The sequence below is a fragment of the Pseudaminobacter sp. Soil_N_29 genome (assembly GCF_057656055.1).
In genome coordinates this window covers 41,364-55,669 of sequence record NZ_JBDGLC010000007.1, presented here as the reverse complement: position 1 = coordinate 55,669, position 14,306 = coordinate 41,364, and the positions used below count along the sequence as shown (strand labels likewise).

Here is a 14,306-nt window from a genome sequence, read left to right as displayed (position 1 = left end):
CCTCAGTGACTGTCCCTGCCCACGGGCGCACCTCGGCAACCGCGCAGGAAGTCGAAATCCGCGCCCGTATCAGCGCCCTGCACATGGGCATGGAAAATCTGCGCATAGCCGCCCTGCGGCACGGACACGTTCGGCGTCTGCGCCGAAAGACGCGCCTGCAGCTCCTCGTCCGGAATGTCGAGATGGATGCGGCGCGCGGCCACGTCGATCTCGATCATGTCGCCGTTCCTGACCACCGCGAGCGGCCCGCCAACCGCCGCCTCCGGCGCGGTATGCAGCACCACCGTGCCATAGGCGGTGCCCGACATGCGCGCGTCGGAAATGCGCACCATGTCGGTGATGCCCTTCTTCAGCACCTTGGGCGGCAGGCCCATATTGCCGACCTCGGCCATGCCCGGATAGCCCTTCGGACCGCAGTTCTTCATGACCATGACGCAGGTCTCGTCGATGTCGAGCGCGTCGTCGTTGATCCTGGCCTTGTAGTCGTCGATGTCCTCGAAGACGACGGCGCGGCCGCGATGTTTCAAGAGATGCGGCGAGGCCGCCGAGGGCTTCAGCACCGCGCCGTTGGGCGCCAGATTGCCCTTTAGCACCGCGATGCCGCCATGCTGCGCTAGAGCTCTCTCGGCCGGAAGGATGACGTCCTCGTTATGGTTGACGACGTTCTTCACCTCGTCCCAGATCGTCTCGCCGGAAACGGTCAGCGCATCCTTGTTCAGCAGCCCGGCCTCGCCGAGCCTCTTGATGACGACCGGAAGACCGCCGGCATAGAAGAACTCCTCCATCAGGTATTTTCCAGACGGCATGAGGTTGACGATGGTCGGCACCTCGCGGCCGAGCCGGTCCCAATCATCGAGCGTGAGATTAATGCCGACGCGCCCGGCAATCGCCAGAAGGTGGATCACGGCGTTGGTCGAGCCGCCGATGGCGCCATTGACGCGGATGGCGTTCTCGAACGCCTCGCGCGTCATGATGTCGGACGGTTTCAGGTCGTCCTTCACCATCTGCACGATGCGGCGGCCGGTAAGTTGCGCCATCACGCGGCGACGTGAATCGACGGCCGGGATGGCGGCGTTGCCGGAAAGCGCCATGCCCAGCGCTTCGGCCATCGAAGCCATGGTGGAGGCCGTGCCCATCGTGTTGCAGGTACCGGTCGAGCGGCTCATCGAGGCTTCGGCCTCGAGGAACTCGGCCTGGGTCATCTCGCCTGCCTTCACGGCTTCCGAAAACTTCCACAGATGCGTGCCCGAGCCGACACGCTCGCCGCGGAACCAACCGTTGAGCATCGGCCCGCCGGTGACGACGATGGAGGGCAGGTCGCAAGAGGCCGCCGCCATCAGCAGCGATGGCGTAGTCTTGTCGCAGCCAACCATCAGCACGCAGCCATCAAGCGGTTGGCCGCGGATCGCTTCCTCCGCCGCCATGGCGGCGAGGTTGCGGAACATCATCGCGGTGGGGCGGAAGGTGTTTTCCGAGGCCGAGAATACGGGCACTTCCACCGGAAAGCCGCCGGCTTCCCAGACGCCGGCCTTCACCTTTTCGGCGAGCTCGCGCAGATGGCCGTTGCAGGGGGTCAGGTCGGACCAGGTGTTGAGGATGCCGATCACCGGGCGACCGTCGAACAGGTCATGCGGATGGCCCTGGTTCTTCAACCAGCCCCGGTGATAGATCACGTCGCGGCTGGTGCCGCCGTACCATTCCTGCGAACGCAGCTTGCGCGGCCATGGCTTGGGCGTGAAACGGCTCATAGTCGGCCTCTCTTTCCTGGTCTGTCAGTCGCCGTCACAGGACCTTGACGGCGACGGCACGCTCGGCCGGCTCCTTCGCGAGCGCCAGCGGGTTGGCGAGCGGCAGGCCGAAATCGGGCGCGGAGATTTCAAAGACATCGCCTTCCTCCGGCTTGACGCCGTCGGCAAAGGAAAGCGTCGCCGTTCCGAACATGTGCGCATGCAGATCGCCCGGCTGGCGGAACAGGCCGTATTTGAAATGGTGATGTTCGAGATTGGCGATCGTATGGGACATGTTCGCCTCGCCCGAGAGGAACGGCTTTTCCCAGATCACGCTGCCGCCGCGCAGGATGCGCGACGTGCCGCGAATATCGTCGGGTAGATCACCGACGAGCAGTTCAGGGCCGAAGGCCGCCGGACGAAGCTTCGAATGGGCGAGGAAGAGATAGTTGATCCGCTCGGTCACGTGGTCGGAAAACTCGTTCGCCAGCGAGAAGCCGACGCGGCAGGGCGTGCCATCAGGCGCGATCAGGTAGAAAGCGGCGATTTCGGGCTCCTCGCCACCGTCGAGCGCGAAGGCTGGCGAGACAAGCGGATCGCCCGGCGCGACCGCGCACGCGCCCGTGCCCTTGTAGAACCATTCCGGCTGCACGCCGACACTTCCCGCGGCCGGCCTGCCGCCTTCGAGCCCCATGCGGAACATCTTCATGCTGTCGGACAGCCCTTCGGCCGGCGCATGCATGGCGTCGCGCGCGGAGGCGGAGCCGGTATGGGTGAGCCCGGTGCCCGTCAGGAACATGCGCGACGGGTCAGGGTGGCGCAACGGCACATCGAGCGCGCCCATTGCCGCCAGCTGGGCGAGGTCCAGCGTCTCGCCGCCCTGCGGAACAAGGCTCGCAAGCGGCCGCCCCTGCGCAATCGCTTCCTGCGCGAGTTCGAAAATGGTGGCGCCGGGAATGAGCCTCGCCGATGCGTCAGCGCCTTCGCGTACCGCAACGCCACCGTGCCTGATTTGACTGAGAAGCATTGCCTACCCCTGCTTGTTCTTGTTGTAGACGTCGAAGATGACGGCGAGCAGCAACACCAGGCCCTTGATGACCTGCTGGTAGTCGATGCCGATGCCCATGATCGACATGCCGTTGTTCATGATGCCCATGATCAGCGCGCCCACGACCACGCCGACCACCTTGCCCGAACCGCCGGACATGGAGGCGCCGCCGATGAACACCGCCGCGATGACGTCTAGTTCGAAGCCGACGCCGGCCTTCGGCGTCGCCGAATTGAGGCGGGCGGTGACGATCATGCCGGCCAGCGACGCAAGGACGCCCATGTTGACGAAGGTGAGGAAGGCAAGCCGCTCGGTCTTGATGCCCGAGAGCCGCGCCGCCTTCTCGTTGCCGCCGACGGCATAGATGCGGCGGCCAGTGGTCGTCTGGTTGGTGAAGAAGCTGTAGGCGGCGATCAGCACCGACATGATGATGAGCACGTTGGGCAGGCCGCGGAAGCTTGCGAGCTTCCAGCCGACGAAGAGCAGCGCCACCGCAATGAGGCAGTTGCGCAGCCAGAACATTGCGGAGGAACCGACCTCCATGCCGAAGGCGAGATCCTGGTTGCGGCTCTTCAGGCTGCGCCAGACGAGCGCCGCAATGGCGAGGACGACAATGAGAAGGGCCGTGACATTGGGCCGGTCGACGCCGAAGAAGTCGGGGATGAACCCGGTCGAGAGCGACTGGAAGGAGCGCGGAAACGGGCCGATGTTCTGCCCGGCCAGCAGCCACAGGGTGAGGCCGCGGAACACAAGCATGGCGGCCAGCGTCACGATGAAGGACGGGATGCGCCAGAAGGCAATCCAGTAGCCCTGCGCGGCGCCTATCAGCGCGCCGACCACAAGCACCGCCGGGATCACGGCATAGACCGGCCAGCCGGCATAGACGGTCAGCGTGCCCGCCACAGCACCCGTGAAGGCGGCGACAGAGCCGACCGACAGGTCGATATGCCCGGCGACGATGACCAGCAGCATGCCGAGCGCCATGATGATGACGTAGGAATTCTGCAGGAACAGGTTGGTGATGTTCTGCGCCGACAGGAAGTCCACGTCCTGCACGGCGCGCACCACCACGAGAAAGAAGAAGACGATGGCGAGCAGCGCCAGCATCATCCCGTTTTCGCGGAGGTTGCCCCCAAGCTGCACCCGCAGGGTATCTATGGCGTTGGTCACGCGGCGTGCTCCCTGTTTACGTTTCCGTCCCTGATGATGAGGCCCATGATGCCTTCCTGGCTGGCCACTTCCCTCGGAAGCTCGCCGATGATGCGTCCCTCATTCATGACGTAGATGCGGTCGCACATGCCGAGCAGTTCCGGCATTTCCGACGAGATCATCACGATGCCGCGTCCCTGCGCCGCCAGATCGTTCATGATGGCGTAGATCTCGTATTTCGCGCCGACATCGATGCCGCGCGTCGGCTCGTCGAGGATCAGCACCTGCGGATCGGTGAAGAGCCATTTCGACAGCACTACCTTCTGCTGGTTTCCGCCCGAGAGATTGACGACTCGCTGGTGCACGCCCGGCGTGCGGATGCTGAGCGCCCGGCGATATTCCTCGGCGACCTTGTGCTCGCGACCCTTGCCGAGAACCCAGCCGCTGGCCACGCCGGCAAGATTGGCGAGCGAGATGTTGCGGGTAAGCGGCTCTTCGAGAATGAGGCCGAGGGCCTTGCGGTCTTCCGTGACATAGGCGAGGCCTGCATCGATGGCGCGGCTGACGCTGGAAAGATCTGCCGGCCGGCCCTCTATTGCCGCCTCGCCGGAGAGATAGCGGCCGTAGCTGCGGCCAAAGAGGCTCATGGCAAGTTCCGTGCGGCCAGAGCCCATCAGTCCGGCGATGCCGACGATTTCGCCGCGGCGGACGGTGAAGCTTGCGTCGCGGATCATCTGCCGCGGCTGGTCGGCGTGGCCGACGTTCCACCCCCTCACCTCCATCAGCACATTGCCGATCTGGGGCGTCCGTTCGGGATAGCGATGCGCCATGTCGCGGCCGACCATGTCGCGGATGATGCGCTCCTCGCTCACCTCGTCGCGCGAAAGCGTCGAGACGGTGGAACCGTCGCGCAGGACGGTGACGCGGTCGGCGATGCGGCGGATCTCATTGAGCTTGTGCGAAATGATGATGGCGGTGACGCCCTGGGCCTTGAGCTCGCGCAGGAGGTCGAGAAGCTTCTGGCTGTCGTTTTCCTGCAGGGCGGCCGTCGGTTCGTCGAGGATCAGCAGCTTCACGTCCTTGGCGAGCGCCTTGGCGATCTCGACCAGTTGCTGCTTGCCGACGCCGAGCTTTTCAACCGGCGTGGTCGGCGCCTCGTTGAGCCCGACCTTTTGCAAGAGCTGCTCGGTGCGGCGAAAGGCAAGCGGCCAGTTGATGACGCCGCGCGTCGCCACCTCGTTGCCGAGAAAGATGTTCTCGGCAATCGAGAGCAGCGGCACCAGGGCCAGTTCCTGGTGGATGATGATGATGCCTTCGGCCTCGCTGTCGCGAATGCCTCGAAAGGCCATGGGGCGGCCGTCATAGACGATCTCGCCCTCGTAGGAGCCGTGCGGATAGACGCCGGAAAGCACCTTCATCAGCGTCGACTTGCCGGCGCCGTTCTCGCCACAGATCGCGTGGATCTCGCCTTTCTCGACCCTAAGATTGACGCGGTTGAGCGCTCGCACGCCCGGAAAGGACTTGCCGATGCCCCGCATTTCAAGAAGCGCAGTCATGCCGTTCCTCCGCCGGCGCGAGGGGAGCGGCCAGCGCCCCCTCGCCCCGCCGAGACCTTACTTGAGCTGCTCGGCCTTGTAGTAGCCCGAGCCGACGAGCACGTCCTCGTAATTGGAGGCATCGACCGAAACCGGCTCCAGAAGATAGGAGGGAACGACCTTCTTGCCGTTGTCGTAGGTTTCGGTGTCGTTGATTTCCGGCTGCGTGCCCTGAAGCACGGCATCGATCATCTTCACCGTGACGCCGGCAAGTGCGCGCGTGTCCTTGAAGATGGTCGAATACTGCTCACCGGCGACGATCGACTTGACCGAGGGGATCTCGGCGTCCTGGCCGGTCACGATCGGCATCTTCAGGTCGCCCGAGCCGTAGCCGACGCCCTTGACCGAGGACAGGATGCCGATCGACAGGCCATCATAGGGCGAAAGAACGCCGTGCAGCTGCTTCTGCGAGTAGTTGGCGGAGAGAATGTTGTCCATGCGGGCCTGCGCCACCGCCCCGTCCCATCGCAGGGTGCCGACCTTGTCCATGCCCATCTGCCCCGACGGAATGACGACATCGCCGGAATCGATCAGCGGCTGCAGCACCGACATGCCGCCGTTGTAGAAAAAGAAGGCGTTGTTGTCGTCCGGGGAACCGCCGAACAGCTCGACGTTCCAGGGCTTCTGGTCCGGGAAGCGCTCCTTCAGGCCCTTGACCAGAGAACTCGCCTGCTGCACGCCAACCTTGAAGTTGTCGAAGGTGGCATAGTAGCTGACGGCGTCGCTTTCGCGGATCAGGCGGTCATAGGCGATCACCTTGATGCCGGCAGCCTCGGCGTTCTCCAGCGCGTTGGTCAGCGTCGTGCCGTCGATCGAAGCGATCACCAGCACCTTCACGCCCTTGGTGATCATGTTCTCGATCTGCGAGAGCTGGTTGGGAATGTCGTCTTCGGCATATTGCAGATCGGTGTCGTAGCCGGCTTCCGTCAGCTGCTTGACCATGTTGTTGCCGTCGTCGATCCAGCGCGCCGACGACTTGGTCGGCATGGCGATGCCCACCAGCCCCTTGCTGTCGGCCCAAGCCTGGGCAGCAAGCAGGCATGCGCCGAGTGCGGCTGTCGCCGCAAGAAACCTCATCTTCATGTTGTCCTCCCTTTGACGGGGTTCCTCCGACCCCGAAGCCTCCTCTGAAAGAGATAGAGCCTATCGACATAACGGGCAAATCGAATTATTTCCGGAATCCATATCAAAACTGGTATATCGGAAATGGCCTTCCTGCCGTCGTCTCTGCCCTTCCTGAAGCTGGCTCATCTGAGGCTGGTGGCGGCGATTGCTCAACACGGCCAGATCCAGGCTGCAGCCCAGGCGCTGGCGCTCACCCAGCCCGCCGCTTCGCGCACGCTTGCCGAGATCGAGCGGCTGGTCGGTGCGCCGCTGTTCGAGCGCCATCCGCGCGGCATGACGCCGACGCCGCTCGGCGAAATCCTCGTCCGCCGCGCGCATACGATGCTGATGGGGATGCAGGACCTCGCCCGCGAACTGCAGGAAGAGCGCGAGGGTCGCAGCGGCCTCGTCCAGGCAGGCGCGGTTACCGGCCCTGCCGTCGGCTGCCTCGTGCCGGCCATTCGCAGGCTGAAGGCGCTCACCCCGCATGTGGAACTGCGCATCGACGTCGGGCCTTCGATCCAGCTCATGCGCGGGCTGGAAGAAGGCGACTATGACTTCATCATCGGTCGCCTGCTGCCGGAATCGGACGTGGACGCCTTCGACATCGTTCCCGGCGCGAACGAGACCGTGCGCTGCCTGGTGCGCAGCAGCCACCCGCTGGCACGCATGCGCAATGTACCGCTTGCCGCGCTTGCCGAGCACCCATGGATCATCCAGGAACGCGGCATGCCGATCCGCCAGGCGGTGGAAGCCGCCTTCATCCACGCCGGCCTGCCGGGGCCTGCAGATGTCGTCGCCACGTCGTCGCTCGTGCTGATGATGGCACTTCTTGTTGAGTCCGACATGATCGCGCCAATGTCGCTGGAGGTGGCGCGCCTGATGGAAGGAACCGGTGCGGGTTCGCTTGCTGCCATCGACCTCGCCGTTCCGATCGAGGTCTCTCCGTATCACATCATCACCTATCGCGGACGCGGCCTTTCGCCTGCTGCCGGACGCCTGCACGCGCTGGTTCTGGAAGAGGTCGCGCGGCTGCGAGGCGCCGCCGCCAGGAGATGACCGGGCCGCCAGCAATGCCGGTATTTCGCGCAGCAAACTCTGCTGCGTTGCGCTTGTTGCGACTTGAGCGGAGCACCTACGCCGAATGGCTGCAGGAACCACCAATTTGCCTCGTCAGGGCGGCCGGTTCATGTCGTTCATTGCTCTAGTATTTTTCGTTGAGATCAAGCTATAATGCCGCCGGCTTTGACGGGGAGACAATGTCTTCTGGCCGGAGGAACCGAGGATGGCCGTTGCGCTCGTGCTCGTTCTGATCGTAGTTGGCTCAGTTCTTTTCCATGTTCTGAGCCCCTGGTGGTCTACGCCTATAGCTTCCAACTGGAGCTATATCGACGATACTCTTTCGATAACCTTCTGGATCACCGGCACTGTATTTGCGGCCGTCGTGTTGTTCATGGCTTATTGCGTCTACCGCTTCCGCCACAAGGAGGGAGCAAAGGCCGCCTACGAGCCGGAACGCCGAAAGCTCGAATCCTGGCTGACGATCGCGACCGCTCTTGGCGTGACGGCGATGCTGGCGCCGGGCCTGGTCGTCTGGAGCCATTTCATCAACGTTCCCGACGATGCGTCGGAAGTCGAGGTCTTTGCCCAGCAATGGCAGTGGAGCTATCGCCTGCCGGGCAAGGACGGCAAGCTCGGCACTTCCAACGCCCGCCTGGTCAGCCCGGACAATCCACTCGGCATCGATCCAAACGACCCCAACAGCAAGGATGACGTCATCGTCAATGCAGCCGACCTGCATCTGCCCATTGGCAAGCCGGTGAAGATGCTGCTGCGCTCGATAGACGTGTTGCACGATTTCTACGTGCCGGAATTCCGCGCCCGAATGGACATGGTGCCCGGCATGGTCACCTATTTCTGGTTCACGCCCACGCGGACCGGAACCTTCGAGGTGCTCTGCGCCGAGCTTTGCGGCGTCGGCCACGCCTTCATGCGTGGCGCGGTCCAGGTCGATACCGAGCAGGACTATGCCGCATGGCTGCAGCAGCAGTCGACTTTCGCCCAGTTGACCGCGCCGGCAAAGACGGGAGCGCTGGCTGAGCCTGCAACCAGAGCAGCGAAGGTGAACTAGCCGGGCGGCCGCAGCAAGGCCGGGCGGCGACAGGATCGCAGGAACGAAGAGGTGCCCGATGACCGATGTCACGCCTCAGGGAACGGAGTTCATTCCGCCCGCAGAAGTGGCCGAGATGGAGCTTTACCATCCGCACAGCTGGTGGACGAAATATGTGTTTTCGCAGGACGCCAAGGTCATTGCGATCCAATATGCAAGCACGGCCATGGCCATCGGCTTCGTCGCGCTCGTGCTGTCCTGGCTGATGCGGCTCAAGCTCGGCTTTCCCGATACCTTCTCCTTCATCACCCCCGACACCTACTACCAGTTCATGACCATGCACGGCATGATCATGGTCATCTACCTGCTGACCGCGCTGTTCCTCGGCGGCTTCGGAAACTACCTGATCCCGCTGATGGTCGGCGCGCGGGACATGGTGTTTCCCTATGCCAACATGCTGAGCTACTGGATCTACCTGGTCGCCGTCCTGGTGCTGGTGGCCAGCTTCTTCGCGCCCGGCGGGCCAACGGGCGCGGGCTGGACGCTCTATCCGCCGCAGGTCATCACCTCGGGCACCCCCGGCTCAGAAAGCCTGGGCATCATACTGATGCTCGTGTCGCTGATCCTGTTCATCATCGGCTTCACCATGGGCGGGCTCAACTATGTGGTCACCGTTCTTCAGGCACGCACGCGCGGCATGACCCTGATGCGCCTGCCACTGACCGTCTGGGGCATCTTCACCGCAACCGTGATGGCGCTGCTGGCGTTCCCCGCGCTGTTCGTCGCCTGCGTCATGCTGCTGTTCGACCGCGTCGTCGGCTCGAGCTTCTTCATGCCGGCCATGGTCGACATGGGCACGCCGCTGCCGCATGACGGCGGAAGCCCGATCATGTTCCAGCACCTGTTCTGGTTTTTCGGCCATCCGGAGGTCTATATCGTTGCGCTGCCGGCATTCGGCATCGTCTCCGACCTCATAGCCACCCACGCGCGCAAGAACATCTTCGGCTATCGCATGATGGTGTGGGCGATCGTGATCATCGGCGCGCTCAGCTTCGTCGTCTGGGCCCACCACATGTACGTTTCGGGCATGCACCCCTATTTCGGCTTCTTCTTCGCCACCACGACGCTGATCATCGCGGTGCCGACGGCAATCAAGGTCTATAATTGGATCCTGACCTTGTGGCGGGGCGACATCCACCTGACAGTGCCGATGCTGTTTGCGCTCGCCTTCATCGTCACCTTCATCAATGGCGGCTTGAGCGGCCTGTTCCTGGGCAATGTCGTGGTCGACGTGCCGCTGTCCGACACGATGTTCGTGGTGGCGCACTTCCACATGGTGATGGGAGTGGCGCCGATCCTCGTCATCTTCGGCGCAATCTACCACTGGTATCCCAAGATCACCGGCCGGATGCTCGACGACACGCTGGGCCGGCTGCACTTCTGGGTCACCTTCCTCGGCACCTACCTGATCTTCTTCCCCATGCACTATATCGGGCTGGTCGGCATACCGCGCCGCTATCCCGAGCTTGGCGACACCGCCTTCGTGCCGCCTTCGGTGCATGTGCTCAACGAGTTCATCACCATCGCCGCGCTCGTGGTCGGGGCGGCCCAGCTTGTCTTCCTGTTCAACCTTCTCTGGAGCCTGCGCCACGGCAAGCAGGCGGGCGACAATCCATGGCGGGCGACAACGCTCGAATGGCAAACGGCCGGCACGCCCCCGCCGCATGGCAATTTCGGCAAGGAACTGCCGGTGGTCTATCGCTGGGCCTATGACTACAGCGTCCCGGGCGCGCCCGAAGATTTCATCCCGCAGAACGTGCCCGGCCTGCCGACGGAAGGCAGCACGGCATGAGCGCGATACTGATATTCCTGGCAGGGCTACTGGCCGTCATCGGCTGGTGGCTGTCGCGCCAGAGGCTGATGTCCAAGCCGTGGCTGGAAGTGGGGCCGGCCACTGCCTTCCCCCAGACGGAGGCGCCCGCGACGCATCCGGCAAGGATCGGGCTCGGCGTGTTCATCGCCGTGGTCGGCGCGCTGTTTGCGCTATTCATCGGCGCCTACCTCATGCGCATGGCCTATGCCGACTGGCAGCCAGCACCCATGCCGCAAGTGCTGTGGCTCAACACGGGAATGCTGGTTCTGGCCAGCGTGGCCATGCACTGCGCGGTGCTGTCCGCTCATCGCGGTCGCGTCGACAATCTGCGCCTGGCGCTTCTTGCAGCGGGCCTGACCTCGATTGCCTTCCTTGCCGGCCAGTTGCTGGCCTGGCAACAGCTCGCCGACGAAGGCTATTTCGTTACCGTGAACCCTGCGGTCAGCTTCTTCTACCTGCTGACGGCCATGCATGGCCTGCACGTGCTCGGCGGCCTGGTGGCGCTCGGCCGCACCAACATAAGGGCATGGCAGGGCGGCCGAACCGCCCGGATGGCCCTGTCCGCCGAACTGTGCGCAATCTACTGGCACGCCCTGCTCATCGTCTGGCTGGTCCTGTTTGCCGTGCTGATGGGCTGGGCCGCCAATTTCATCGACATCTGCCGCCGGCTGCTGAGCTAGGAGGAGACGCGGAATGGCCGACACAACGCCGGAACATGTCTCTCACACCGCGGCACGGCCGCAGGGCATGCGCGGGATAGCGGCCGATTGGGCCTCGGACCAGCGGGCGTTCAAGAACGTCTCCTGGGGGAAGGCCATGATGTGGATCTTCCTGCTCAGCGACACCTTCGTCTTCGGCTGCTTCCTGCTGGCCTACATGACCGCGCGCATGTCGACGACGGTGCCGTGGCCGAACACGGCCGAGGTTTTCGCGCTGCATATCGGCGGCCACGAGGTGCCGCTGCTCCTGATCGCCATCATGACCTTCGTGCTGATCTCGTCGAGCGGCACGATGGCGATGGCGGTCAACTTCGGCTACCGCCGCGACCGCAGGAAGACGGCCGCGCTGATGCTGGCAACCGCAGCCCTCGGCGCGACCTTCGTCGGCATGCAGGCGTTCGAATGGACTAAGCTGATCACTGAAGGCGTGCGGCCCTGGGGCAACCCATGGGGGGCGGCGCAGTTCGGCTCATCCTTCTTCATGATCACCGGCTTTCACGGCACCCATGTGACCTTCGGCGTGATCTTCCTGTTGATCACTGCGCGCAAGGTGCTGCGCGGCGATTTCGACCGCGGTGCGCCCGGGTTCTTCACCAGCCGGCGCGGCCGCTATGAAAACGTCGAGATCATGGGCCTCTACTGGCACTTCGTCGATCTGGTTTGGGTGTTCATCTTCGCGTTCTTCTATCTTTGGTGAGGTGGTGCGATGGTACAGGCAGAAGCACAGGACCGGGGATTGCACGGCGACACCAGCTTGGCGCAGGCGGCACATGCGGAAGGCCAGCAGCACCCGATAAGGCTATATCTCGTCGTCTGGGGCTGGCTGTTCATCCTGAGCGCATGCTCATACGCGGTCGATTATTTCAACCTGCAGGGCTATCTGCGTTGGGGTCTGATCATAACACTGATGCTGCTGAAGGCGGGCCTGATCGTGGCGATCTTCATGCACATGGCCTGGGAGCGACTGGCGCTTACCTATGCCATCCTGGTGCCGCCGCTCCTGATACTGGTGTTCCTGACCATCATGGCGCTGGAATCCGACTACACCTCGCTTACCCGCATGCTGTCGTTCAGCGCCGCGCAGTAGAGAGCTTTCCGTGCGGGCCCGGAATTATTGTCTCCGGGACCGCGCTATTGCGCCTTTGGAATTTCAAACTTTGCTTGGGAGGAGCATAAAAATCCTCGGCAACGCGCCTGCCCCACGGCATATTCGGCGCATCGGACAGTTTGTGCGGCTGCGGGATTCCACTTGAGCGCCCATGCCCTTATCTGAAGCAGCCGGAGCTTGTCCGCTGCCACGGATTGAAGGGATGGTCGACCGCCGCCCGGCAAAAGCTAATTCAGGAGCAGTTTGAATGATTGGTGCAACCGTCCTGCTGGACAAATATTCAAAGACGGGCAGGCGCAAGATTGCCGCCCTCGCGGTCACCGCGGCATTTGTCGGCCTGTTGTCGACAGGTTCCGCCCTGCAGGCGGCCGAGGGCTACGACGCCGATGCGTCGATCAAGATTGGCTCGCTCTACGAGCCGCAGAACCTCGACAACACCGCAGGCGCCGGCCAGGGCATCAACGAGGCGTTCAACAGCAACGTCTATGAGGCGCTGTTCCGCCTGACCGATGCGGGCACGGTCGAGAACGCGCTGGTCAGCGACTACAAGGTCAGCGACGACGGCCTGACCTACACGATCACCCTGCTGCCGGGCGTAAAATTCCATTCCGGCGATCCGCTTACCGCCACGGACGTCAAGTACAGCATCGAGCGCGTTGTGAGCCCGGACTCCAAGAGCTCGCGCAAGAAGAGCCTCGAGCCCATCAGCTCGATCGAAACGCCGGACGACAGCACGGTCGTCATCAAGCTTTCATCGCGCTCGATCTCGCTGCCCTACAATCTGAGCTATGTCTGGATCGTCAACGACGCCGCCGCCGACATCACCGCCAAAGAGGATGGAACCGGCCCCTACACGCTGGAAGACTGGCGCCGCGGCTCGACGATTTCCCTGAAGCGCTTCGACGGCTATTGGGGCGAGAAGCCGACCAATGGGGAAGTCGTATTCAACTACTTCACCGACGCGACCGCGCTGAACAATGCGCTGCTCACGGGCGCGGTGGACATCATCACCAGCGTCCAAAGCCCGGATTCGCTTGCCCAGTTCAAGGACAATCCGGAGTTCAAGGTAAGCGAGGGCCAGTCCACCACCAAGGAACTGCTCGCCTTCAACGATCGTGTCGAGCCCTTCAGCAACGTCAAGGTGCGCAAGGCGATTGCCCGCGCCATCGACAAGAAGAAGCTGCTCAACTCGATCTGGGGCGAATATGGCACGCTGATCGGCTCCTTCGTGCCGCCGACGGACCCGTGGTATGTCGATCTCACCGGCGTCGATCCGTATGATGTGGACAGCGCCAAGGCGCTGCTGGCCGAGGCTGGCCACGCCGACGGCTTCACCTTCTCGCTCGACACGCCCAACTACGACCCGCATCCGATCGTCGCCCAGTTCGTCAAGAGCGAGCTGGCCAAGGTCGGCATCACGGTCAACATCAACCTGATCACCGCCAATGAGTGGTACACGAAGATCTACAAGGCGCACGACTTCCAGGCTACGCTGCAGGAGCACGTGAACCACCGCGACATCGTGTTCTACGGCAATCCGGACTTCTACTGGGGCTACAACAACCCCGAGGTCGTGGACCTGATCAAGTCGGCCGAGACCAGCACCACGACGGACGAGCAGACCGCCAAGCTGACCGAAGCCAACCGCATCATCGCCGCGGATGCGGCCAGCAGCTGGCTTTATCTCTACCCGCAGATCGTGATATCGAAGGCCAACGTCAGCGGCTATCCGGTCAACGGGTTGAATTCGCAGTTCTTCGCCTACGGCATCAAGAAGAGCGCGGACTGAGCCCGGCACGGTAAGGCCGTCGCCCCTATCGGAAAGCGGCGGCCAATGGTTTGACTGAACATCGTGCGGAAGCAATTCCGCACG

Annotated in this window: 12 protein-coding genes; 7 read left to right on the top strand and 5 right to left on the bottom strand. The window is 63.3% G+C overall.

The features are described 5' to 3' along the window. Nucleotides 1-2: 2 nt before the first annotated feature. From araD to chvE, 5 genes are read right to left on the bottom strand one after another with little or no spacing between them, the layout of a single operon-like run. On the bottom strand, nucleotides 3-1,748 hold the full coding sequence (gene araD / locus AC3A4H_RS16435) for an L-arabinonate dehydratase (RefSeq protein WP_487767653.1): 1,746 nt from the start codon (nucleotides 1,746-1,748) through the stop codon (nucleotides 3-5). 34 nt (nucleotides 1,749-1,782) lie between these two features. Further along, nucleotides 1,783-2,754 (bottom strand): AraD1 family protein, encoded by a 972-nt coding sequence (gene araD1, locus AC3A4H_RS16430; RefSeq protein WP_487767652.1) that lies wholly within the window; start codon nucleotides 2,752-2,754, stop codon nucleotides 1,783-1,785. A gap of 3 nt (nucleotides 2,755-2,757) precedes the next feature. After that, on the bottom strand, nucleotides 2,758-3,945 hold the full coding sequence (gene mmsB, locus AC3A4H_RS16425; protein WP_487767651.1) for a multiple monosaccharide ABC transporter permease: 1,188 nt from the start codon (nucleotides 3,943-3,945) through the stop codon (nucleotides 2,758-2,760). Beyond that, nucleotides 3,942-5,480, bottom strand: coding sequence for a multiple monosaccharide ABC transporter ATP-binding protein (gene mmsA, locus AC3A4H_RS16420; RefSeq protein WP_487767650.1), 1,539 nt, complete (start codon nucleotides 5,478-5,480; stop codon nucleotides 3,942-3,944). The genes mmsB and mmsA overlap by 4 nt, the downstream gene beginning before the upstream one ends. 57 nt (nucleotides 5,481-5,537) lie before the next feature. Beyond that, nucleotides 5,538-6,602 (bottom strand): multiple monosaccharide ABC transporter substrate-binding protein, encoded by a 1,065-nt coding sequence (gene chvE, locus AC3A4H_RS16415; RefSeq protein ID WP_487767649.1) that lies wholly within the window; start codon nucleotides 6,600-6,602, stop codon nucleotides 5,538-5,540. Nucleotides 6,603-6,725: 123 nt separating this feature from the next. On the opposite strand from chvE, the gene AC3A4H_RS16410 reads away from it, so the two are divergent. From AC3A4H_RS16410 to AC3A4H_RS16380, 7 genes are all read left to right on the top strand, one after another. Next, nucleotides 6,726-7,682 (top strand): LysR family transcriptional regulator, encoded by a 957-nt coding sequence (locus AC3A4H_RS16410; RefSeq protein ID WP_487767648.1) that lies wholly within the window; start codon nucleotides 6,726-6,728, stop codon nucleotides 7,680-7,682. 226 nt (nucleotides 7,683-7,908) lie between these two features. Next, on the top strand, nucleotides 7,909-8,754 hold the full coding sequence (locus AC3A4H_RS16405) for a cytochrome c oxidase subunit II (protein WP_348780489.1): 846 nt from the start codon (nucleotides 7,909-7,911) through the stop codon (nucleotides 8,752-8,754). A 58-nt stretch (nucleotides 8,755-8,812) separates the two neighbouring features. Then, a complete protein-coding gene (locus AC3A4H_RS16400) occupies nucleotides 8,813-10,585 on the top strand; it encodes a cbb3-type cytochrome c oxidase subunit I (protein WP_487767647.1) in 1,773 nt (590 codons plus the stop codon). Then, entirely contained in the window at nucleotides 10,582-11,286 is a 705-nt protein-coding gene (locus tag AC3A4H_RS16395) for a cytochrome c oxidase subunit 3 (protein ID WP_487767646.1), read from the top strand. Before AC3A4H_RS16400 ends, AC3A4H_RS16395 begins: the two co-directional genes overlap by 4 nt. Before the next feature lie 13 nt (nucleotides 11,287-11,299). Next, complete coding sequence (locus AC3A4H_RS16390) at nucleotides 11,300-12,022, top strand: heme-copper oxidase subunit III family protein (protein ID WP_487767645.1); 723 nt, start codon at nucleotides 11,300-11,302, stop codon at nucleotides 12,020-12,022. 9 nt (nucleotides 12,023-12,031) lie between these two features. Then, nucleotides 12,032-12,412 (top strand): cytochrome C oxidase subunit IV family protein, encoded by a 381-nt coding sequence (locus AC3A4H_RS16385; protein WP_487767644.1) that lies wholly within the window; start codon nucleotides 12,032-12,034, stop codon nucleotides 12,410-12,412. Nucleotides 12,413-12,680: 268 nt separating this feature from the next. Further along, entirely contained in the window at nucleotides 12,681-14,222 is a 1,542-nt protein-coding gene (locus AC3A4H_RS16380) for an ABC transporter substrate-binding protein (RefSeq protein ID WP_487767643.1), read from the top strand. Nucleotides 14,223-14,306 lie beyond the last annotated feature (84 nt).